The organism is Yersinia sp. 22-579, from assembly GCF_030433455.1.
Classification (GTDB): domain Bacteria; phylum Pseudomonadota; class Gammaproteobacteria; order Enterobacterales; family Enterobacteriaceae; genus Yersinia; species Yersinia enterocolitica.
Genome location: NZ_JAUJTZ010000003.1, coordinates 207,138 through 230,794, shown reverse-complemented (window position 1 = coordinate 230,794; position 23,657 = coordinate 207,138). Strand labels below are relative to the sequence as shown.

The following is a 23,657-nucleotide window of genomic DNA, read 5'->3' as shown; positions in this document are numbered from 1 at the left end:
AGGAAACAAACAGTAATAATAGGTTAATTGGCGAAGAGTCAAACGGGCTTACGGGTATGCTACGGTATTTAAGTCTAGCTCACGGCTAACATATTACCGAGGCTTTCCAATGAATTAGAATACGGTGATGAGAAATTAGTGGTGACTAGCTCACGATTATCAAGAGTTGCGGAGATATTATCAGTTAAAGAATTGATGTCCGATTCACTGGTGTGTGAATTACGAGTGATAGCTTCCTTTAATAAAGGCTGACCAATATCCCCTCCCTGTTTATTGTCATCCATTTCATGATCACCTAGGGAGTCATATAACATATCAGTAAATTCATAAATACATATTTCCTCGTCATACAACATACTGAATAATTCCAATGTCTTTTTCTGCCCACCTTCATAATTTAGTGCAACGTAAATCTGTGCATAATTGATATTTTCGTTATAAGAAAAACCTAATAACTTTTTAGATGCGCCATTATCTTTCAAAACCATAAGCTTTGCTAAATTATAATCTAGTAAGTGGCTATAACTATAGTGACGATAAGACAAACAGAGTGAATCTATATATTCCGGTGCGTTTTTTTTTAAAAAATGAGTGTAAATCAGAGAATCGGCTTTCATCTGATATCTCAATACCAGAGATGTAATTAAGCCTTTCATGCACTTTATTTTCGAAATCACTTAAAAGATATTCTATTTTAAAGCTTTTACTTGTAAATAAAGTGCTAAAGAACCCTTCCATGGAACTATTATTATTTTTAGCGAATTTATTTATTTCAGAAAAACTGACCCCTTCGCGTTGTAAAATGACCAGTTTTGCCACAGTAGTAAAATCACCAACATCATGATTTAGCATTATATTTGCGATATTTTGGCTAACACCATATGCCTCTGCGACACTCTTGGCATTAACTTCTGACATTCCTTCCTCCACACTAAATTTTTCACTGATTTTTTTCTCCATCTCTTTTATCCTGATTAAAACCTCATCTGAAGCAGACTGTTTTACATATACTTGAGTAGGTGAGTTTTCCATATATATCCTTATAAGAGAAAAATAGATTAAATAGCCAGAATATTATTTACGCTAAATAATTATACATACTTTACATAATATCCCGTCTCAAATCATCTTTATAAATATTATTATTCTTCAAAGCCAAAATAAATCCGATTAAGGTGGTTTTTTCAATCAACTTTTACAGAAGAGTTTGTATCAGACAGTGACTCAATGACACCACAGGCCATTTGGATACCACTACCGCCAAATGGATCTGCCAAAGATGAGAGGATCTTGTTTATCAATACGCGATTAACTGGCAATCTCATTGGCCTGTATTGGCAACATCTAATGCCTGAATTAAATCGTTTAATAAATCATCCACATCCTCTAATCCAACCGATAGTCGAATCAACCCATCGCTAATTAAATGATGATGTCGCTCTTCAGGAGTATAAGAGGAATGGGTCATGCTGGCAGGATGCTGCGCTAATGTTTCACAGTCGCCCAAGCTGACTGCACGGTAAATGAGTTGCAACGCATTAAGAAAAGCGATCCCCGACGTCATACCGCCACGGAGTTCAAAAGCAATCATTCCACCAGGCCCCGTCATTTGCCGTTCAACCAGTTCGCGTTGGGAGAAGTCGGGTAGTCCGGGATAATAAATCTTCTCGATCTGTGGGTGCTGAGATAACTTTTCGGCGATAATCTGGGCACTGGCACAATGTCTTTCCATACGAACAGCCAATGTTTTCATGCCACGTAAAATCAGTGTCGCATCCTGCGCGGACAGCACCGCGCCATTCATATCTTTTAGCCCTACCAGCCGAATTTGGTCGGCCAGATTCTGGCGTGTCACGACCAAACCTGCCAATAAATCACCGTGTCCGCCAAGATATTTGGTGGCAGAGTGCACGACAATATCAGCCCCTAGTGCTAACGGCGTTTGCAGATAAGGTGTGCAGTAAGTGTTATCCACGATAAAGAGTGAGCCATTGGCACGGGTAATTTGGCTAAGTGCTGCAATATCGACAATACGCATATTCGGGTTAGCAGGAGTTTCGCAATACACCAATCTTGTCTGCTCTGAAATAGCCGCAGCCAGCTTACGTGAATCGGTTAAATCGACATGAGTAATTTTCACCCCAAATCGAGCCAGTCCATGATGAAAATAAGCATAAGTACAACCATAGATGGTTTGGTCGACAATAATTTCATCGCCCGGTTTCAGAAAGGTCCAACAACAGGCAGTAATTGCCCCCATACCGGATGAAAAGGCTACAGCGCCTTCTCCCCCTTCCAGAATGGCAATGCGACGCTCCAGTAAGTCTAGTGTTGGGTTACTGATTCTGGAGTAAAAATAACCTTTCTCCGTTCCGGCAAAACAAGCTCCACCGTATTCAGCGCTAGGGAACGTAAAAGTGGAACTCATATAAACCGGTGGAGATAATGCGCCTAAATGCTCTTGAGGGTCATAACCATAATGTATGGCTCGGGTAGAAAAAGACTTTGCTGATTGCATCGACATCAATATGCCCTCATTGGAATAGTTTTATAAACTCAAGATGGTGATATTTTTGTGGCATTAATTCTTTGGCCGATTATCTGTAACGTCCGTAATAACAAGGTAATTCCAACTAACGTATCGCGATCACGGAATAATGAGTATAAAGAACGGTAATTAACGCTCTCTTGATTAAGTCTTAGTTCAGTATTAGCTATTCTTAATGCATTACCACTTTCCCAACCAACAGCAACAACCCCTTCAAATACACCAGCAAGTTTCTCAACCAAAGCATTATCTGCAATATCAAACACATCAGATAATAATGACAACATATCTACCGCATTATTTAATCGTCCTCCGGCTAATAATGGCTGTAATTTATTGAGTAATTCAGTGAAATCAACTTCAGGAGTTATTGTTTTCTCAACGTGATTTTCATCAGATTGTTGTTCGCTCATTATTTACCCTTATTAAATCAAGCCACGAACAGTGGCCCAATATAAGCCGCGGTTAAAACCATTACGTAACATTCCTCCCACCTTAGTCGGTGGTGTTGGCATAACATCATTGCGGTAGTCGTACCACAATGGCATACCCGCATTCAGCCCCATTTGGGCCAGTGCTTGTACTTTTCCATCGTAATAACTGGTTGGATAGCCGATACGCAGTTCAGAGACGATATTGTCTGCAATAACAGGTGCTTGATTATGGCAAGAACCCCCTGCTTTGCTGATAGGTAAATCAACGGTATCACCAATGACATAGACCCCTGGCTGCCCATAGACTTGCAGAGTTTGATGGTCTGTCGGCAACCAGCCTTCTCCGTTATCCCACTCACTCAAACCGGTATTGCGCACAGCATCAACAGCTGTAATAGGAGGAGTGCTCATTAAGATATCAAAAGGTTGCGCATCTCCCTCAGCAGAATAGGCAATCTTTTTATCGGGATCGACTTTTTGTAGCGTAAAACCGCGTTGGTGCTTTATATCTTTAGCTGCGAAAATATTGGGTAAAACCTCACCTGTAGGCCGCTGTAAGAAAAGACAATTACGCAAAAGCTGAGAAACCGTAGGATAGGTATAGACTATCTCAATGGCATTACGCACCCCACGTCGGCGAAGATAGTCATCCAGCATCAGGGTAGTTTCAATTGGGGCAATACCACACTGATGGGGCACGTTGGGAGTTTGTGGGAAAGATACGGTGATAAAAATGCGACCTTTCTCTATTTTAGCTAATTTATCGGCCAATTGACGAGAAGCCGCATATTGATAAAAATGATCGCCAGCCTCCGCAAGACCTTCAATTCTATCAGGCCGAGGGACGCACCCTGTCGCAAACACTAAAAAATCATAGTTATATTTTTTCCCGCTGCGGCATGATATTTCTCTTTTAGAGAAATCGAAACCCTCTGCTTTATCAACAATGAAAGTGACTTCTGGCCGTAATAAACTCTGCTGTGCACGTTCCAACTCTTGCCTATAAAATAAGTTAAAAGCAATATACATAAAAGCAGGTTTATAATAGTGAACTGGTGAATCAGAAATAAGAATTAACTCCACTTTTCTTTCAAGAATATCTCGATGTAATTTTGAGGCTAATAAATTAGCGAGAATAGTTCCACCAGTACCGCCACCTAGAATCACAATTCTATTGAGCATGTAGTTTTCACCTCATTAGATGAAGATAAAAGCCTTCCATATTTATGGCGCCAGAATAAATTATAAAAAGCAATTAGATATATCAGAATAGATAAGGAGTTTTAATTTATAAAACCTATGAATTATTAATTGTAGTAATAAAAAATTAGACAGCAAACAATATTTCGTGATAACCATCACACCATTAAAATTAACACACAAGAAATATTTATATAACATGGCGAGATTATATAAATTTAAACTAGTTATAATTAATATGATGCTACTTTTCTGAACTTCTGATGTAAAAAAACCCGCCGAAGCGGGTTTTTCAATCAACTTTTACAGAAGATAAGGCGCAGTAATTACTGACCTTTGACTTCTTTCAGACCGTTGAATGGTGCGCGGTCGCCCAGCGCTTCCTCAATCCGAATAAGCTGGTTGTATTTAGCAACACGGTCAGAGCGGCTCATAGAACCGGTTTTGATCTGGCCTGCTGCAGTACCTACTGCCAGGTCGGCAATGGTAGCATCTTCGGTTTCGCCTGAACGGTGAGAGATAACCGCGGTGTAACCTGCATCTTTCGCCATCTTGATAGCAGCCAGAGTTTCGGTCAGAGAACCGATCTGGTTGAATTTAATCAGGATAGAGTTAGCAACACCTTTCTCGATACCTTCTTTCAGGATCTTGGTGTTGGTTACAAACAGGTCGTCACCAACCAACTGGATTTTGTCACCCAGAACTTCGGTCTGGTATTTGAAGCCAGCCCAGTCAGATTCGTCCAGACCGTCTTCGATAGAAACGATTGGGTACTGTTTGGTCAGGTCTTCCAGGAAGTGAGTGAACTCTTCAGAAGTGAAAGCTTTGTTGCCTTCGCCAGCCAGAACATATTTGCCATCTTTATAGAATTCAGATGCAGCACAGTCCATCGCCAGAGTCACGTCTTTGCCCAACTCGTAACCAGCCTGTTTTACCGCTTCAGCGATAACAGCCAGTGCTTCGGCGTTAGAACCCAGGTTTGGCGCGTAGCCACCTTCGTCGCCTACTGCAGTGCTCATACCTTTAGCTTTCAGAACTTTAGCCAAAGTATGGAACACTTCAGAACCGATGCGAACCGCTTCTTTCAGAGTTTTAGCGCCGACTGGCTGAATCATAAACTCTTGAATATCAACGTTGTTATCAGCATGCTCGCCGCCGTTGATGATGTTCATCATAGGCAGTGGCATAGAGAATTTGCCTGGGGTGCCATTCAGTTCAGCAATGTGCTCATACAAAGGCATGCCTTTAGATGCTGCTGCTGCTTTCGCTGCTGCCAGAGAAACAGCCAGGATGGCGTTAGCACCAAACTGGGATTTGTTCTCAGTACCGTCCAGATCGATCATGATTTTATCGATATTAGCCTGATCTTTGGCATCTTTACCGATAACTGCCTGAGCAATTGGGCCATTTACTGCTGCAACGGCTTTCAGAACGCCTTTGCCCAGGAAACGGGATTTGTCACCGTCACGCAGTTCCAGTGCTTCACGGGAACCAGTAGAAGCACCTGATGGTGCCGCAGCCAAACCAACAAAACCGCCTTCCAGATGAACTTCGGCTTCTACAGTTGGGTTACCACGGGAGTCGATGATTTCGCGACCGATGACTTTAACGATTTTGGACATTAGATTTTCCTCAGTACAAGTTAAACTAAAACTCCAGACAGAGGGGGCGACATCGCTGCCGCCCCTTCTACCAAATATTTTATTTCACCTGGCGCTTCTGATACTCACCAGCCGCTTTCACAAAGCCGGCAAACAACGGGTGACCATCACGTGGCGTCGAAGTAAATTCTGGATGGAACTGACAAGCTACAAACCACGGATGATTTGGCAACTCGATAATCTCCACCAGTTTGTTATCCGCAGAACGCCCTGCTACACGTAACCCGGCGGCTTCAATCTGCTTCAACAACATGTTGTTTACTTCATAGCGATGACGATGGCGCTCAACGATGGTCGGCTCGCCATACATCTGACGAACCAGGCTACCTTCAGTCAGGTGACATTGCTGCCCACCCACACGCATGGTACCGCCCAAATCGCTCTCTTCCGTGCGTACTTCAACGTTGCCGTCTTCATCACGCCATTCGGTGATTAATGCAACCACCGGATACTTACAGTCTGGCACAAATTCTGTGGAGTTCGCGTTTTCCATTCCCGCTACATTGCGGGCAAACTCCATCAGTGCAACCTGCATACCCAAGCAAATGCCCAGATAAGGAATATTGTGTTCACGGGCATAACGTGCCGCCAGAACTTTGCCTTCCACACCACGGTAGCCGAAGCCGCCTGGAATGAGGATAGCATCTAATCCTTTCAGCATTTCTTCGCCGCGCGTCTCAACATCCTGTGAATCAATCAGCTTGATATTCACCGTCAGGCGATTTTTCAGCCCACCGTGCTTCAAGGCTTCAATCACAGATTTATAGGCATCCGGCAATTCTACGTATTTGCCGATCATCCCAATGGTCACTTCGCCACCTGGATTCGACTCTTCGTATAATACCTGTTCCCATTCTGCGAGATTTGCTTCAGGACAAGTTAAGCTGAATCGTTTACAAATATAATCGTCAAGGCCCTGTGATTTCAATAGCCCTGGGATTTTATAAATAGAATCAACATCTTTTAGGGAGATAACTGCTTTTTCTGGCACATTGCAGAACAAGGCAATTTTAGCTCGTTCATTAGCAGGAACTGCGCGATCAGAACGGCAAATCAGCACATCTGGCTGAATACCGATAGAAAGCAGCTCTTTTACCGAATGTTGCGTTGGCTTAGTTTTCACTTCACCAGCCGCTGCCAGATAAGGAACCAATGTCAGGTGCATGTAAAGAGTATGCTCGCGGCCAACATCAACCGCCATCTGACGAATAGCTTCCAAGAATGGCAGGGATTCGATATCACCTACGGTGCCACCAATTTCAACCAATACCACATCGTGGCCTTCGCCGCCTTCGATGATACGTTCTTTGATTGCATTGGTGATATGAGGAATAACCTGGATAGTCGCACCCAGATAGTCGCCGCGACGCTCTTTGCGCAGAACTTCAGAATAGATACGGCCAGTAGTGAAGTTGTTACGGCGGGTCATTTTAGTGCGAATGAAGCGCTCGTAATGCCCTAAATCCAGATCGGTTTCAGCACCATCTTCGGTGACAAAAACTTCCCCGTGCTGTGTCGGGCTCATGGTGCCCGGATCCACGTTGATATACGGGTCCAGTTTCATGATGGTAACGTTGAGGCCACGGGCTTCAAGTATAGCCGCCAGAGAGGCTGCGGCAATGCCTTTACCCAGAGAGGATACGACCCCGCCGGTCACAAAAATATAATTAGTTGTCATGCTGAACCTGAGAGTTTAGGTTTAAAGACGATGGAAGAACCAAGACGGGAAAGTAGTATACCCGAACCTTGGTTTCGCTACAAACTATCTCCGCACCAGTGGCCGTTTTCGCCGTTTTTTCTGTGCGGAACATCGTCTTGCTATCCGTTATAATTCAATATATTAACGTAATTAAAATTCAACAACCATCCATCAAATGAATTAAAACACCTTACATTTCAGTTTCTTGCTTTTTAACTTGCTGCCAGGCAGATTCCATTTCATCCAGTGTCGCGCTCTCCATAGTCTTACCTGACGCCGTAACTATTTGTTCTACCTGACGAAAACGACGTTCAAACTTACGATTTGCCGCCTGTAAGGCATTTTCAGCTTTATGGCCTAAATGGCGAGATAAGTTGACGGTGGCAAACAGTAAATCGCCAATTTCCTCACCCAACTTCTCTTCATCCACCACTACCTGGCGAGCTTCAAACATCACTTCATCGATTTCTTCGTAGACTTTATCCAGCACCGGTCCCAGAGTGTCCCAATCAAAACCGACTGATGCGCAACGTTTCTGGATTTTATGCGCTTTCATCAGCGCGGGCAGCGCGTCAGGGATATCATCTAATGCCGAATATAAGGCCTTCTCCGCCCTTTCCTCGGCTTTACGCGACTCCCACCCTGCCAATGCAGTGTCACTGCTAATTATAGCGTCTGAAACGTTTTGCGGCGCATCAGGGAACACATGTGGATGCCGGCGTACCAACTTATCGCTGATGGCATGACAAACATCATCGAACGCAAATAGCCCTTGCTCCTGCCCCATCTGTGCATAAAACACCACCTGAAACAGCAAATCCCCCAATTCATCACGAAGATCGTCGAAATCCTTACGCTGAATCGCGTCAAGCACCTCATAGGTTTCTTCTAATGTATAAGGCGCAATAGTGTCGAAGGTCTGTTTACGATCCCACGGGCAACCATGCTCCGGATCACGCAAAGTACGCATAATATCCAGTAGACGTTGTAGTGCTAAAGCGGTGGTACCAGGGGAAGTCACTGATTGGGTCATCTGAATTTATTCACTTTTTTTAAAAAAATTTGAGGCGTAGCGAGCGCAGGCAGATTGATTGCGGCCAGCGCACAGCCCCCGGAATGTACACCTGATCTTATAAAAATCGGTACATGAGGAGGGCAAGCACTGCCCAATATCAATATGCCAAAGCGCAGTAGCCGTTTAGAGATAACTAATTGCCGTGTAGCCGACGGGCGTCAATAACATCCGGCAACTGATTCAGCTTGGCCAACACCCGGCCCAGCACCTGTAGATTGTAGATCTCGATATCCATATCGATGGTCGCCATCATCTTTTTGGTATCACTACGGCTGGCAACCCCCAGTACATTGACCTTTTCGTTCGCCAGAATGGTGGTGATATCGCGCAGTAAGCCGCTACGATCATTGGCGGTAACCCGCACCACCAGCGAATAGCCACTGGAATAGCTTTCGCCCCAGACCGCATCAACAATCCGCTCAGGTGCATGGGATTGCAATTCAGCTAGCTGCTCGCAATCAGCGCGGTGAATGGATATCCCCCGCCCTTGAGTGATAAAGCCAATAATTTCATCACCCGGAATAGGCTGGCAGCAGCGCGCAATATGGTGCATCAGGTTGCCAACACCTTCGACGACAATACGCCCACTGTCTTTGCTGGCATTACGTGGCGGTGCCTGATGTTTATTATTCAGATGGCGTAACGCCTCTAAATCCGCCTCTTCCGCCGTTGGCTTATTCAGTTTCCCTTGCAGGAAGTTGACCATCTGATTCAGCCGGATATCACCACCGCCAATAGCCGCCAACACTTCATCCATAGAATTCATGTTATAGCGTGGTACCAGCAGCTTCTCTGCCTCTTTCAGGCTGATATCCAGATGCTCCAGCTCGTCATCCAACATCTGCCGGCCAGCAAGAATATTCTTGTCTCTATCTTGTTTTCTAAACCAGTTATGAATCTTGGAACGACCACGGCTGGTGGTCACATAGCCGAGGTTCGGATTCAGCCAGTCACGACTCGGGTTAGGCTGTTTCTGGGTGATAATCTCAATCTGATCACCCATCTGTAACTGGTAAGTAAACGGCACAATTCGGCCACTGATTTTAGCCCCAATACAACGGTGGCCCACATCGCTATGAATATGGTAAGCGAAGTCCAGCGGTGTCGAACCTGCTGGCAAATCAATGACATCACCTTTCGGCGTAAACACATATACCCGATCGTCAAATACCTGACTACGCACTTCATCCAGCATTTCACCGGAATCCGCCATCTCTTCCTGCCACGCGATCAATTTACGCAACCAGGCAATGCGCCCTTCGTAACCGGAGCGACCGGCAGCCACCGCACCTTCTTTATACTTCCAGTGCGCAGCAACCCCCAGTTCAGCATCTTCATGCATCTGACGAGTACGGATTTGAATTTCGAGTGTTTTGCCGCGTGGCCCAAGCACTACCGTGTGGATCGACTGATAACCATTGGGTTTAGGGTTAGCAACGTAATCATCAAATTCATCAGGCAAATGGCGGAAATGGGTATGGACAATACCGAGTGCGGCATAGCAATCCTGTAAGCGCTCCACTACCACCCGTACGGCTCGCACATCAAACAGTTCATCGAAGGCCAGCGACTTCTTCTGCATTTTGCGCCAGATACTGTAGATATGCTTGGGGCGGCCATAAATGTCGGCTTTGATCCCTTCATCTGCCATAGCTTTGTGCAATGTGGCTACAAAATCATCAATGAATTGCTCACGATCGATACGACGCTCGTGGAGTAATTTGGCGATTTGCTTATATTCATCTGGATGCAAATAGCGGAAGCAGAAGTCTTCCAACTCCCACTTGATCTGGCCGATACCCAAACGGTTAGCCAGTGGTGCATAGATATTGGAACACTCTTTGGCCGCCAGCACGCGTTCGTCTTCCGGTGCATCCTTCACTTCGCGCAAATGAGCAATACGCTCTGCCAGTTTGATGACCACACAGCGGAAATCTTCCACCATCGCCAATAACATACGGCGCACGTTATCCACTTGCTCAGAGCTCATGGAGTCATTATGGGTCGCTTTCAACTGACGGATGGCATCCATATCGCGCACACCATGCACCAGATAAGTAATACCTTTACCGAATTGTTCGGTCAGCGTAGCTTCATCCACCACGTTGGCATCCACCAGCGGAAACAGTAGCGCCGCGCGCATACTGTCATTATCCATGCTAAGGGTGGAAAGAATTTCAACCATTTCAAGGCCGCGCCACAGCAACAATGAGGCATCGGGATGGTTTTGCGTCTGCTGCTCACAATACCGCCAGGTTTCGGCCAGGCGCTCACCTGACTGCGGATTAGGAAGCCCCAAACTGGCGATCCAATCGTCGAGAGCAAACTCGCCCGCTGGATTCAAATGTGCACTTCGTACCGCAACCATAACTTCTCCCTACTTTGCGACCCCTGGCTCCTGCATAAACAGCGCCATAGATTCAAGATGCCCGGTGTGGGGAAACATATCCAACATTCGCACCTGAGCAAGACGGTAACCGGCGGCTAACAACACCTGACTATCTCGTGCCAGCGTAGTGGGATTACACGAAACATACACCACCCGCTTTGGCGCCAGTTTAACTATATGTGACATGACCCCGGCAGCACCTGCGCGGGCGGGATCTAACAATACTTTATCGAACCCTTGTGTTGCCCACGGCTGACAACTTATGTCAGATTCCAGATTTTCATGGAAAAAAGATACATTGGGCAACGCGTTATTCAGAGCATTATACTGCCCATTCGCCACCAACGCCGCAACTCCTTCCACGCCAACCACTTCGCGAGCCAACTTTGCCAGCGGCAAGGTGAAATTGCCCATACCGCAGAATAGATCCAGCACCCGCTCATCAGGCTGCACATCCAGCCATGCTATAGCCTGAGCCACCATTTGCTGGTTGACCATATCATTGACTTGAATAAAATCGCGCGGATGAAACGCTAAGCGTAGACCCTCAATCTGGTAATAGGGTTCCTCACCAATGAGTTTTTCCACATTATCACTATCACCAGCCAGATAGACGGCGACCTGCTCTCGTTTGGCAAAGTCAATTAACGCCGCACGGTCTACCTCTTTAAGGGTATCAAGGTGGCGTAAAACCATCAACGGACCATTAGCGGCTAATACCAGCTCCACATGCCCAAGGCGGCGAACAGCCTGTAAGCCCGATAAACATTGATAAAGTGGTAATAACAAGCACTCCAACTCAGGTCGTAAAACCGGGCAGTGCTTGATGCAAACTAAATCATGAGACTCGGTTTGGCGAAACCCCATTTGCAATCGATGCTGCTTGGGATGATAGAGCAGCCCTAACCTCGCCCGCCGCCGATAGCCGTATTCCGGCCCGCAAATAACCGGGTCTAATTCAGGGCAAGCGCCAGCCTCTCGTATAATCAAACGCTGGAGTGAATCTGCTTTGCTCATTTGCTGTAGCTGACTATTGGCGTGTTGCTGCTGACAGCCTCCACAAATTCCGAAGTGAGGGCAAGCAGGAACGACCCTTTCGTTGCATCGGTTCAACAAACGTTTAAGCTTACCGCGACTATATTGGCGCTTTTGCTCGGTAAGCTCTATTTCAGCTTGCTCTCCTGGTAGAGCTCCAAGAATAAAGATAGCTTTGCCTTGGTGGTGCGCTACCCCTTGCCCAAAAGGGTCAAGCGAGTTTACGGTCACAGTTAGCGTTTGTTTGGTCGTCACACGTCGGTTTGGAGAGTAGAATTGCGCCATATTGATTGATCAAGCATCGGTTTCGTAAGCTGCTAATTCTCCCACATTGGAATACCATGACCAAATACAGTCTTCGCGCGCGCATGATGATTTTAATCCTGGCCCCCACGCTGCTTCTTGGGCTGTTACTCAGTACGACCTTTATGGTCAATCGTTACAATGAACTGCAAAAACAATTAGTTAACGCAGGTACAAATATTATAGAACCGCTGGCGGTTGCCAGTGAATACGGAATGACCTTTCGCAACCGCGATACTGTCCGTCAGTTAATTAATCTTCTTCACCGCCGCCATTCGAATATTGTTCGGTCAATATCTGTTTTTGACGCAGATAATAATCTTTTTGTCACATCTAACTATAATTACAATTCCTCACAATTAAGATTGCCGAAAGACGACGCTATTCCCAGTTCACTGATGCTTTCCTATCGTGGCGACTCTTTAATTCTGCGCATGCCTATTGTTTCAGAATCCAACCTATCCAGTGATCGGTCTTCTGATTCAGATATAACCAATCGGCCATTGGGCTATATCGCCATGGACTTGGATTTACAATCCGTACGCTTGCAGCAATATAAAGAAATCTTTATTTCGACTCTACTGCTGCTGTTCTGTATGTGTGTGGCTATCTTATTTGCTTATCGGCTGATGCGTGATGTCACTGGCCCCATCCGTAACATGGTGAACGCTGTTGACCGCATTCGCCGCGGGCAATTAGACAGCCGGGTGGAAGGGCATATGCTTGGCGAGTTGAATATTTTGAAAAACGGCATCAACTCGATGGCAATGTCACTGGCGGCCTATCACGAAGAGATGCAACAGAATATCGATCAAGCCACGTCAGACTTGCGTGAAACACTGGAGCAGATGGAAATCCAGAACGTGGAATTGGGGCTGGCGAAAAAACGTGCGCAAGAAGCCGCGCGAATTAAATCTGAATTTCTGGCTAATATGTCCCATGAGTTACGTACGCCACTCAATGGGGTGATTGGCTTTACCCGCCAGACACTGAAAACGTCACTGACCCCAACGCAAACTGACTATCTGCAAACTATCCAGCGATCAGCAAACAACCTGTTATGCATCATTAATGACGTGCTGGATTTCTCCAAGTTAGAAGCTGAAAAACTGATTCTCGAGCATATCCCGTTCTCACTACGCGGCGCGCTGGATGAGGTCATTATTCTGCTGGCACACACCGCTCATGAAAAAGGCCTGGAACTGACCCTGCATGTTAATAAAGATGTGCCGGAACAAGTGATTGGCGATGCCATGCGTTTGCAGCAAATAGTCACAAACTTGCTGGGTAATGCGATTAAATTCACCGAACAGGGCAATATCGATATTCTGGTGGCAGTACGAGCAATAGCCAGCCAGCAGGTGACGTTGGTGGTAGAAATTCACGATACCGGCATTGGTATTTCCGAATCTCAGCAAGCCCAACTGTTCCAGGCATTCCGTCAGGCCGATGCCAGTATTTCACGTCGGCACGGGGGTACCGGCCTTGGGCTAGTTATCACCGAAAGATTGGTGAAGGAAATGGGTGGTGATATCAGCTTCCACAGCCAGGTTGATCGGGGTTCGACTTTCAGGTTCCACCTGACATTGGATCTCAATGAAGCCATTCCCTCCCGCCGCCCAGATATGTCGCATCTGGAAGGGAAAACGCTGGCCTATATTGAACGTAATGCCGCGGCGGCAAGAGCAACATTAGATATTCTCAGCATCACTCCTTTACAGGTGACTCATAGCCTGACGTTGGCCCAGTTGCCGATACAACATTATGATTTCCTGCTCGTCGGGGTGCCTATCCCGTACCGCAATAATATGGCTGTTCATCAAGACAAGCTGATCGCAGCAATGAAAATTTCCGAACAAGTTATTTTGGCATTGCCGAGTCAATCACAGGTAGAAGCGGAGCAACTTAAACAGATCGGCGCTAAAGCATGCCTGGTTAAGCCTATATCCTCTAACCGGTTAATTCCTCTACTGTCTTATGAAAAGGCGCATAGTGAATTACCGGTGGTAGAGCAAGCACACAAGCAGCCCAAGCTGCCTTTCAAAGTAATGGCGGTTGATGACAACCCAGCTAACTTGAAATTAATGGGGACTTTGCTGGAAGAACAGGTGGAAGAAACGGTGTTATGTGACAGCGGAGCAAAAGCCATAGCTTATGCCCGTGAAAATACGCTAGATATCATTTTAATGGATATTCAAATGCCGGAAATTGACGGTATCCGCGCCAGTGAAGTGATCCATCAGATGTCACATCATCAGGACACTCCGATCATCGCAGTCACGGCTCACGCCGTTAGAGGGCAGCAGGAACAATTACTAAAATTGGGTATGGCGGATTATCTTGCGAAACCTATTGATGAAGCTCGGCTGATACAAGCACTTTCGCGCTATCTACCCGATGGTGTTCCACAGCCCCATGATGAACAGCCTCACGCTTTACAACAATCTCATGTTTTACAGCAATCCCACACCTTACAACAACCCCACTCCTTACAACTGGGCGAGAGTGAGGCTCATATTCAGTCAGTTCCGCAATCTGAATGTAAAGAGTCAATAGACTGGCCACTTGCGGTGAGGCAAGCAGCAAATAAAGAAGCGCTGGCTAAAGACCTTTTAACTATGTTGTTAGAGTTTACGCCACAAGTGGCACAGCGCGTGCAAGCGATTCTAGCCGGTAGCCATGACGATGATATTCTGAATCTGATTCACAAGTTTCATGGCAGTTGCGCATGTAGCGGTGTGCCGCGACTGCGGCAATTGTGCATGACGATTGAACAACAATTGCGCCAACAAACTGACGTACAAGACTTGCAACCTGAGTGGCTTGAGTTGTTAGATGAGATAGACAATGTCCGCTTTGCTGCACGGAATTATCTCGGCGCAGCCTAATACCGGCCGCCACAAAATCTAAATAGAAAGGGCACAACGATAAGCGGTTGTGCCCTTTGTAGCGGTAACTATACTTTTACTACATAAATACTTGTCACTGCATCAGTGGTGATTACTGCATCAGCAGATAGAGTGAAGTATCACCACGCTGAATGCTCAATGCCAATACCGATGGTTTGGTATCAAGGATTTTCCGCAGCTCACCCAGATTCTGAACTGGTTGCTGGTTGACACCCATGATGACATCGCCTTTTTTCAGGCCGATACGCGCAGCAGCAGTGCCGGGTTTCACACTATCAACTTTCACGCCTTTCTTACCATTCACATCAGAGTTGCTCAGCTCAGCCCCTTCAATACCAGTGTAGAGATTACCGGAATCAACTTGTGTTTGGCTGCTTTGCTCTAATGTCACTTCCACGTTGACAGGCTTACCGTCGCGCAACAGACCCAAGGTCATTTTGCTGCCCACAGGCAAAGTACCAATCTCTGCACGGAAGCCAGCGAAGCTATTGATGGCTTTGCCATTCATGCTGACAATCACATCACCCGCTTTAATCCCTGCTTTAGCAGCAGCAGATTTTGGCAGTACCTGACTGATGAAGGCCCCTTTCTGCGCATCAACCTTCATGGCTTTCGCCAGCTCAGAGTTCAGCTCTGTACCCATAATGCCCAGTTCACCGCGTTTCACCTGACCAAATTCAACCATCTGTGAGGTCAGGTTTTTCACCATGTTACTTGGGATAGCAAAACCGATACCGATGTTGCCGCCATCCGGTGCCAGGATAGCCGTGTTGATCCCGATCAGTTCACCGTTCAGATTGATCAATGCACCACCGGAGTTACCACGGTTAATTGCCGCGTCAGTCTGGATAAAGTTTTCGTAGTTTTCCACATTCAAACCACTGCGGCCCAACGCCGACACGATACCGGAAGTGACGGTTTCACCCAGGCCGTATGGGTTACCGATAGCTACGGTATAATCCCCAACGCGCAGTTGATCGGAGTCCGCAATTTTAATCGCAGTCAGATTTTTAGCGTCTTTCAGCTGCAATAGTGCAATATCAGTACGCGGATCTTTACCAATCACTTTTGCTTCATAACTACGGCCATCACTGAGCTTAACGTTGATTTTGGTTGCATTATCGACCACGTGGTTATTGGTAACGACATAGCCTTTAGCAGCATCAATAATTACACCAGAACCCAGTGCGCGGAAATCCTGCTTGCTGGGTGCTCCCCCCTTGCTACCTGGCCCACCCTGACACATTGGTGACCCTTGGAACGGAGAACCGTCCTGGCAGAATGGCGAATCATCACCAAAGAATTGCTGGAACTGTGGTGGTATGCCGCCGGCATTACTTACCTGAGCACTTCCCTCCACATTGATACTCACAACCGAAGGCATTACCTTCTCTAGCATTGGCGCCAGGCTAGGGAGCTGCTGGCTGCTGGAAGAGGCCGTTTCTGCCGCAACGACAGAAGAAACCGGCCCCATGGCTAAACCGATGCTCAATGCCAATGCACTTAACACTAAAGTTGTTTTTTTCATGTATTCTGGCTCTCGCTATACAATTAATAATGAGTCAATAAATGGTGTATAACAGACTTATCCCATAATAATTGGCCTTGCCGCAGGTGAAGCTGGTGAACCCGATAATCGAACTCAATTTAGTGAATCGGGTAAATGCAAACAGCCAACACCACGGCAATCTCAAGCAAGAAGGATATAGTCGTCTTGCATAGTAAGATTAAATATGGGGGATGAAGTTCAGAGAACCAATAATGAGAAAAGTAAAAAATATTGTCCGTCTTTACAAATCTATAGTTAATTAAACGGACATTTTAGTTTTCCTGCATACTATTCCGCAGCCATCAAACGCCGATATTCATCATAGGCATAAAGATCGGTCATGCCACTGATATAGTCTTGAATTAAACGCGCTCGGTAATAATATTCATATATCTCATGTTGTTCTGGCGATAAATGACGCAACCGCTCTGTTGACTCTGCATAAGCCAGGCGGTGTTTAGTCGACAACTTATGGAACAATCTCGTCTCAATGGGGTATTCCCGATGGCTGTCTTCAGCGACTAATTGCGTAAATGCCGTTTGCGGCATCGCTAATAGCGGGCTATAAATATCAAGCAAGCCACTAATAACTCTATATCCTTGCAATTCAAGCTGTTCCACTTCTGGATAATTAAATACGTGTTTCACTGCTACCTTTTTAAAAATTTGCAGTAATTTACATGCCGGACTGGAATCTTCTAATAAAGCCTGATTAAACGAACCAGAAAACACCGCGGGCAGATTCTCAATAAAACGCTGAGCAGCATGCGGAACTAATTTCCCGACAGTATTCACCCGTAAATACATAAAGAATTGGTCTTCCGAACTACGCCGACCTTGCCCTCGACCTAATTGACGAAATGCACCGCCAACTACTTTATCAAACAAATCACCATGAGTAGTCTCACCCCACTCTTGCACCATATGATCATAAAGTTGTTCAACACTGAAAATATTTTTTTCGACTGCGTCTTCTAAATCGGCAATGCAATAAGAGATATCATCCGCAGCTTCCATAATATAGGTCAACGGAAAACGATTAAACTCCCCCATATTAAGTTCACGACGTAAATCTTTAACATACTCTTCTTCAGCAAGATAAAAGCCTGGTTTCTTCATCAAATAGTTATGAGAAGTTGGAATATCGCCAGACCAATAAGCCGGTTTGGTATATTTAAGAATACAGCCAACCTGTGCATAAGTGAGGTTAAGCTTTAATAAGCTGTAAACCAAACGAATCGCTTGTGCATTACCTTCAAAATGGCTTAAATCCTGGCGAATTTTACTACGTAGAATATTGAGTTCAGTCTCCCCTTCCCGCAATTTTAATGTATTAACCAGGCATTGATCCTTGCCCCGCGGCTCTGCACCGCCACCATTAGGATCCATTTGTTTAGTAAACCAATTATTAATTGCTGATTCACCAAAATGCCCAAAAGGCGGGTTACCGATGTCATGCATCAGACACGCCATTTCTACAATACTTTCAAAAGGATCCAGCAGTTTATCCAGCCCATAGGCGCTGATTTTTTTATCTTGCTTAAAACGATTGAGGATCTCTTTGGCGATATAACGGCCAACTTGCTGAACTTCCAGCGAATGAGTCAAACGGCTACGGACAGCGGCATTACGCTCCAACGGGAAGACTTGTGTTTTTTGTTGTAAACGCCGGATAGCGGCAGAGTTTACAATTCGGCCGCGATCACTTTCAAATACCCGGGTAATATCATACTCATCTTCAGCCGAACTGGGTTTACCAAATGGCCGCTGAACACTAATTTTCTGTTTAAAGTCGATCCCGGACATATTACCCCCTGATCATTCATCTAAATACAGTGATACTCACTCTCAGCAGAAGATGCAATTGATTACGTGTGAACTTTGGCTGATTGCGTATGAACTGCGGCACATTACGCATTATCTTTGGTGAACTACCCGGCAATCTCACTTACCTGATAAACTGTGTATGGCTTATTACAGATTAATTAATCCTTTAAAATCGGTGGGTATCCATATGAAAGTAGGAATTATTGGCGCAATGGAAGAAGAAGTCACATTGCTACGTGACAAAATTGAAAATCGCCAAACCTTGTCTCGCGCGGGTTGTGAGATTTACACCGGCCAGCTCAATGGCGTTGATGTCGCCTTATTGAAATCCGGTATCGGTAAAGTGTCTGCCGCAATGGGCACCACTCTCTTGTTAGAACATTGCCAACCCGACATTGTTATCAATACCGGTTCTGCTGGTGGCCTGGCCTCTAGCCTGAAAGTCGGTGATATCGTGGTTTCTACCGAAGTTCGCTATCACGATGCTGATGTGACGGCTTTTGGTTACGAACCTGGCCAAATGGCCGGTTGCCCAGCAGCTTTCATTGCTGATCCAAAGTTGATTGAATTAGCTGAAAGTTGCATCAAACAATTGGATTTAAATGCAGTACGCGGCCTGATTTGCAGTGGCGATGCCTTTATCAATGGTGCAGCTCCTTTGACTCGCATTCGCGCCACCTTCCCGAGCGTTGCAGCAGTTGAAATGGAAGCAGCGGCTATCGGTCATGTTTGTTACCTATTCAAGACACCTTTTGTTGTCGTACGAGCTATTTCTGATGTTGCCGATCAAGAATCTCATTTAAGTTTTGATGAATTCCTGGTTGTCGCTGCTAAACAGTCGACGCTGATGATAGAAGCAATGTTAACGTCACTGGCTAAACGCAGTTAATGGTGCGGTTTAACATTATCTCCTTGCTACGAGCAACAATAATCCTGCCCCAAGCAGCGATGTTATTGTTGCTCGGCCTGTTTAACTCACCCGCTCTAGCGGCAGAGCGGATTATCAGTTTATCACCCAGTACTACAGAAATGGCCTATGCCGCTGGGCTTGGGGATAAACTGGTTGCCGTAAGTGCTTACTCTGACTACCCTGCAGCCGCTAAAAAACTAGAACATGTTGCTTCGTGGCAGGGGGTAAATGTCGAACGTATTCTGGCATTAAAGCCTGATTTGATCCTCGCCTGGCGTGGGGGGAACCCGCAACGTCCACTAGATCAATTAGCCTCTTTTGGTATTCCGATCTTCTATTCTGATCCCGTTAATATTGATCAGATAGCGGATGATCTGGATAGATTGGCCCAATACAGCCCATATCCAGAGCAAGCACATCAATCTGCGCAACAGCTACGCCAAGAAGTTCGCGAGTTACGTAGCCATAATACGCGCAGCCAACCATTACGCACGTTCCTGCAATTTGGTTCTCAGCCTCTGTTTACCAGTTCCGGACATACATTGCAGAGTGAGGTTATTTCCCTTTGTGGTGGTGAAAATATTTTTGCTGGCAGTCGCGTTCCCTGGCCACAGGTCAGCCGTGAACAAGTGATGATCCGCCAACCACAGGTGATCGTAGTCAGCGGTGATAAGTCTCAAGCAAATAACATCAGCGCTTTCTGGCAGCCCCAACTTACAGTACCAATAATAACTCTTAATGAGGACTGGTTTAATCGCGCTGGCCCACGTATTCTGCTGGCCGCTAAACAGCTGTGCCAACAAATGGCCAGCCTTCCATCCTCTGTGGCGGAGTCACATTAATGCTGGTTTATTGGCTGGATATTTTAGGTACTGCGGTATTTGCAATCTCTGGTGTATTGCTGGCGGGGAAGTTGCGTATGGACCCGTTTGGTGTACTGGTATTGGGTGTGGTGACAGCCGTTGGTGGTGGCACAATTCGCGATATGGCCTTAGCGAATGGCCCTGTATTTTGGGTGAAAGATCCCACGGATCTAGTTGTTGCGATGGTAACTTGTCTGGCAACTATTTTGCTGGTGCGGCAACCACGACGAACCCCAAAATGGATCCTGCCCGTACTGGATGCTATTGGTCTAGCGGTATTCGTGGGTATCGGGGTCAATAAAGCCTTTGCTGCTGGTGCCAGCCCGCTAGTAGCTATCTGTATGGGGGTGATAACCGGCGTCGGAGGTGGGATCATCCGTGATGTATTAGCCCGCGAGATCCCAATGATCCTGCGTACTGAAATCTATGCCACTGCCTGCATCATTGGTGGCATTGTGCATGCTACTGCGTTTTATACTTTTGGTATGCCACTGCAACAAGCAATGATGCTGGGCATGGTGATAACCCTTGGTATCCGGCTTGCCGCTATCCGCTGGCGCTTAAAACTACCCACATTTGAAATAGAGCAGTAGTCATAATTTTCAGTTTTTGATTGTCAGACGTAGGTTATATTTTATACAATATGCTTACTTGTAGGCTCTTACTGAGCCTACAAGTCCTGTAAATAAAGATGAAATACGTTTTTAGTGTGAGTTAAATCTTCAAGTTTTTAAATAATTAGCCGATATCTAGAGTTATCGCTACCGACTCCGGTAGCTGCAGTTAAAAATGTTGTTATAAATCATGAAATATTTTTTGTTGATGTTTTGGCTGGTCTTTCTTGCCAGTCCGTCGCTAGCCCAGGGGCTAAGCGGCACAATAAATTTACAACTGACTATAGTGCCATCTTGTCAGGTACAATCGCCAAATCAAAGCGAACACATAGTTAATGTCCCAAAAATAAATTATCCAGAAATACAGTGTCATAGAGGAAATGGATTGGTTACAGAACCTAAAATCAGCCATTCTTTTATTGCCTCAAATGGCCCGCATGTTAGCAAAACCCGTGCCGACCAGATGGCGCAATTGATTACTGTAGAATGGTAATATTCAGATATAAAAAAACCGCAGTTGTTAAAGCTGCGGTTTTTTTATCGAAAATCTAGCAGTGGTCTTATACCCTAACTCATTGCTGTTAAGGGTAAATTAGATGCTGAAAGAAGAACCGCATCCACAGGTACTCTTCGCATTCGGGTTAGTCACGATAAAGCGAGAGCCTTCTAAGCCTTCCGTGTAATCCACTGCACCACCAACCAGATATTGTAGGCTCATGGGATCAACGACCAACTCGACACCTTGCTTCTCAATGGTCATATCGCCATCATTGATCTGATCATCAAAAGTAAAGCCATACTGGAACCCGCTGCATCCTCCACCGGTAATGTAAACCCGCAGCTTCAGATTTGGATTTTCCTCATCAGAAATCAGCAGTTTCACTTTTTTTGCCGCTGCCTCGGTAAACTGCAGGGGCAGTACTGTTTCATCGCTCATACTTATCACTCCCAACCGGTGTTCGAGGTGCAGGTTACTACAATGGCAGCCTGATCTGTGTATTGATTATCTAATACCCGAGTAATTCATTCAAGTATTGTGGCTTAATGTTATATATTATCTACCTGTTTGAGTGCTACTTTCAACCGCTGCCTGTCGTTCTGCTGCCTGTGCTGCCTGCTCTTGTCTTTGTAATGTGCGGGCCAAAATAGCTGAATACAAGGGCTGCCCCCCCATAAACTGCGCTATTAAAGTCGCCCCCAGACAAGTCACAATCATTGGTAAAATGAGCTGATAATTATCGGTCATTTCCAGCACCAACACGATCCCAGTCAATGGCGCACGTACCGAGGCAGCAAACAACGCGCCCATACCAGCAATAGCAAAAGTACCGGCATCAATGCTGTACTGTGGGAAAAAGTGCGCGCAGGACAAACCAAAAGCAGTGCCCAGAATGGTTCCCAGAGCTAGCATCGGGGCGAATATCCCACCAGGGGCACCAGAACCAAAACACAGCAAAGTGGTAATCACTCTGGCAACAAAAATAAAGAGCAACATACCAATGCTGAAATTGCCGGCGACAGCAATAGGAATTAATGCAAAACCGCCGCCCACGGCCTCGCCATGAATCAATGCAAGTAAGCCACACATCCCGCCCAGCAGACCACCTATCAGTACCAACTTACGCCAGTCGCCGCCATGAAAACGCATAAACAGATCTTGTGTACGAAATATTAGCGCATTGAACATCACTCCCACTGCGCCAAAAATAATGCCTAGTAATAAATAGAGCCATAAGGTATTCAGAGGAACATCACTGAGTTTACCTACATCAATAATTGCACGCTCACCATTGAAATAGCGGTAAACGATTGTTGAAGTAATAACCCCCACAAAGACAGCTTTAATTGAAACTAAGCTATAGCGGAACTGCGAGCGCATCTCTTCGATAACAAATAAAATCCCAGCTAGCGGGGCATTAAAAGCAGCTGATAGCCCCGCAGCGGCACCGGTTGCTAATAATGAGTGACGCGCTTCAGCGCTGCGTAGGCGGAAGATATCGACAACCATTCGCCCACTGTTGCCCCCCATTTGTACCATTGGCCCCTCTCGGCCTAATACCATGCCAGCACCGAGCGTACCAAGCCCACCAATGAACTTGACCGGGATGACGCGCCACCAGCGAACGGGCCGCATCTCTTCCATTGCACCCTCTATTTCAGGTATTCCCGATCCTCCCGCCTCAGGAGCAAAACGGCGCACCAGAAAATAGCCCACCATAGCCAGCACTGCCGACATAATAAAAGCCAGCGGCCAAACTAAAATCGCACTATCAGCAACTTTAGCCAAGGTTGCCAATCTCTCTTGCTGGATCCAATCAACGCCACGATCGAATGCCACACCCAATAAACCAGTAACTGCTCCAACGACAGCAGCCATGATAAGAATGACCAAAGGTGTTGTGTCACGATTAACCAGTGCGTGAATAAAGCGACCACGCTTAACTTCAGAAATACTTTCAGCAGCTATATTTTGGGTTGAATCAGTCATAGTTTGTATGCTTGTCAGTTAAATAATAAGTAATACAAATCCGCTGTATGAGTCTAGCCTACACGCTGCTAGTGCGCCTGTTTAAACGCCGATGAAATGATCTTGCTCAGAAAAAGCTTTTTTCTTGAGTTTGCGGCACATCGCGCAAGCTAT

General features: G+C 46.0%; 18 protein-coding genes. 4 read left to right on the top strand and 14 right to left on the bottom strand.

The features are described from left to right. Positions 1 to 74: 74 nt before the first annotated feature. The 10 genes from QSV56_RS05095 to rlmD form a co-directional block, all read right to left on the bottom strand. On the bottom strand, positions 75 to 617 hold the full coding sequence (locus tag QSV56_RS05095) for a hypothetical protein (RefSeq protein WP_221875894.1): 543 nt from the start codon (positions 615 to 617) through the stop codon (positions 75 to 77). Further along, complete coding sequence (locus QSV56_RS05090) at positions 526 to 1,032, bottom strand: hypothetical protein (protein ID WP_195765167.1); 507 nt, start codon at positions 1,030 to 1,032, stop codon at positions 526 to 528. Before QSV56_RS05090 ends, QSV56_RS05095 begins: the two co-directional genes overlap by 92 nt. A gap of 289 nt (positions 1,033 to 1,321) precedes the next feature. Continuing rightward, the gene (locus QSV56_RS05085; RefSeq protein ID WP_046051566.1) at positions 1,322 to 2,524 is read right to left on the bottom strand and encodes a methionine gamma-lyase; all 1,203 of its coding nucleotides are present in this window, start codon (positions 2,522 to 2,524) and stop codon (positions 1,322 to 1,324) included. Between the two features lie 32 nt (positions 2,525 to 2,556). After that, positions 2,557 to 2,961, bottom strand: a complete 405-nt coding sequence (locus tag QSV56_RS05080) for a hypothetical protein (RefSeq protein WP_301211095.1) — start codon at positions 2,959 to 2,961, stop codon at positions 2,557 to 2,559. Between the two features lie 12 nt (positions 2,962 to 2,973). After that, positions 2,974 to 4,164, bottom strand: a complete 1,191-nt coding sequence (locus tag QSV56_RS05075) for an FAD/NAD(P)-binding oxidoreductase (RefSeq protein WP_046695422.1) — start codon at positions 4,162 to 4,164, stop codon at positions 2,974 to 2,976. A 344-nt stretch (positions 4,165 to 4,508) separates the two neighbouring features. Then, positions 4,509 to 5,804, bottom strand: a complete 1,296-nt coding sequence (gene eno / locus QSV56_RS05070; RefSeq protein ID WP_005164105.1) for a phosphopyruvate hydratase — start codon at positions 5,802 to 5,804, stop codon at positions 4,509 to 4,511. Between the two features lie 79 nt (positions 5,805 to 5,883). Then, positions 5,884 to 7,521: a glutamine hydrolyzing CTP synthase gene (gene pyrG, locus QSV56_RS05065; RefSeq protein ID WP_005167247.1), complete on the bottom strand. Its 1,638-nt coding sequence runs from the start codon at positions 7,519 to 7,521 to the stop codon at positions 5,884 to 5,886. 211 nt (positions 7,522 to 7,732) lie between these two features. Next, a complete protein-coding gene (mazG, locus tag QSV56_RS05060) occupies positions 7,733 to 8,575 on the bottom strand; it encodes a nucleoside triphosphate pyrophosphohydrolase (protein WP_019080461.1) in 843 nt (280 codons plus the stop codon). A 175-nt stretch (positions 8,576 to 8,750) separates the two neighbouring features. Further along, complete coding sequence (relA, locus tag QSV56_RS05055) at positions 8,751 to 10,985, bottom strand: GTP diphosphokinase (protein ID WP_019080462.1); 2,235 nt, start codon at positions 10,983 to 10,985, stop codon at positions 8,751 to 8,753. 9 nt (positions 10,986 to 10,994) lie between these two features. Continuing rightward, a complete protein-coding gene (gene rlmD / locus QSV56_RS05050; RefSeq protein ID WP_046695424.1) occupies positions 10,995 to 12,326 on the bottom strand; it encodes a 23S rRNA (uracil(1939)-C(5))-methyltransferase RlmD in 1,332 nt (443 codons plus the stop codon). 56 nt (positions 12,327 to 12,382) lie between these two features. On the opposite strand from rlmD, the gene barA reads away from it, so the two are divergent. Beyond that, complete coding sequence (gene barA, locus QSV56_RS05045) at positions 12,383 to 15,232, top strand: two-component sensor histidine kinase BarA (RefSeq protein ID WP_046695425.1); 2,850 nt, start codon at positions 12,383 to 12,385, stop codon at positions 15,230 to 15,232. A 112-nt stretch (positions 15,233 to 15,344) separates the two neighbouring features. Here the strand turns inward: barA and degP are convergent, their stop codons facing one another. Together degP and dgt are read right to left on the bottom strand one after the other, a co-directional pair. After that, the gene (gene degP / locus QSV56_RS05040; protein ID WP_019080465.1) at positions 15,345 to 16,781 is read right to left on the bottom strand and encodes a serine endoprotease DegP; all 1,437 of its coding nucleotides are present in this window, start codon (positions 16,779 to 16,781) and stop codon (positions 15,345 to 15,347) included. 309 nt (positions 16,782 to 17,090) lie between these two features. Continuing rightward, the gene (gene dgt, locus QSV56_RS05035) at positions 17,091 to 18,608 is read right to left on the bottom strand and encodes a dGTPase (RefSeq protein WP_050131911.1); all 1,518 of its coding nucleotides are present in this window, start codon (positions 18,606 to 18,608) and stop codon (positions 17,091 to 17,093) included. A 208-nt stretch (positions 18,609 to 18,816) separates the two neighbouring features. Between dgt and mtnN the strand changes: the two genes are divergently transcribed. The 3 genes from mtnN to QSV56_RS05020 are packed head-to-tail and all read left to right on the top strand — an operon-like array spanning position 18,817 to position 20,995. Then, complete coding sequence (gene mtnN / locus QSV56_RS05030; RefSeq protein WP_019080467.1) at positions 18,817 to 19,518, top strand: 5'-methylthioadenosine/S-adenosylhomocysteine nucleosidase; 702 nt, start codon at positions 18,817 to 18,819, stop codon at positions 19,516 to 19,518. Then, positions 19,518 to 20,381, top strand: coding sequence for a vitamin B12 ABC transporter substrate-binding protein BtuF (gene btuF, locus QSV56_RS05025; RefSeq protein ID WP_046051570.1), 864 nt, complete (start codon positions 19,518 to 19,520; stop codon positions 20,379 to 20,381). The genes mtnN and btuF overlap by 1 nt, the downstream gene beginning before the upstream one ends. Continuing rightward, positions 20,381 to 20,995 carry a TRIC cation channel family protein gene (locus tag QSV56_RS05020; RefSeq protein WP_005164092.1) on the top strand — a complete coding sequence of 205 codons (615 nt, stop codon included), beginning with the start codon at positions 20,381 to 20,383 and terminating at the stop codon, positions 20,993 to 20,995. Before btuF ends, QSV56_RS05020 begins: the two co-directional genes overlap by 1 nt. 613 nt (positions 20,996 to 21,608) lie before the next feature. Here QSV56_RS05020 and erpA read toward each other — a convergent pair. Together erpA and clcA are read right to left on the bottom strand one after the other, a co-directional pair. Next, positions 21,609 to 21,953, bottom strand: coding sequence for an iron-sulfur cluster insertion protein ErpA (gene erpA, locus QSV56_RS05015; RefSeq protein ID WP_004706254.1), 345 nt, complete (start codon positions 21,951 to 21,953; stop codon positions 21,609 to 21,611). 117 nt (positions 21,954 to 22,070) lie between these two features. Continuing rightward, positions 22,071 to 23,504 carry a H(+)/Cl(-) exchange transporter ClcA gene (clcA, locus tag QSV56_RS05010; RefSeq protein ID WP_301211076.1) on the bottom strand — a complete coding sequence of 478 codons (1,434 nt, stop codon included), beginning with the start codon at positions 23,502 to 23,504 and terminating at the stop codon, positions 22,071 to 22,073. Positions 23,505 to 23,657: the final 153 nt, after the last annotated feature.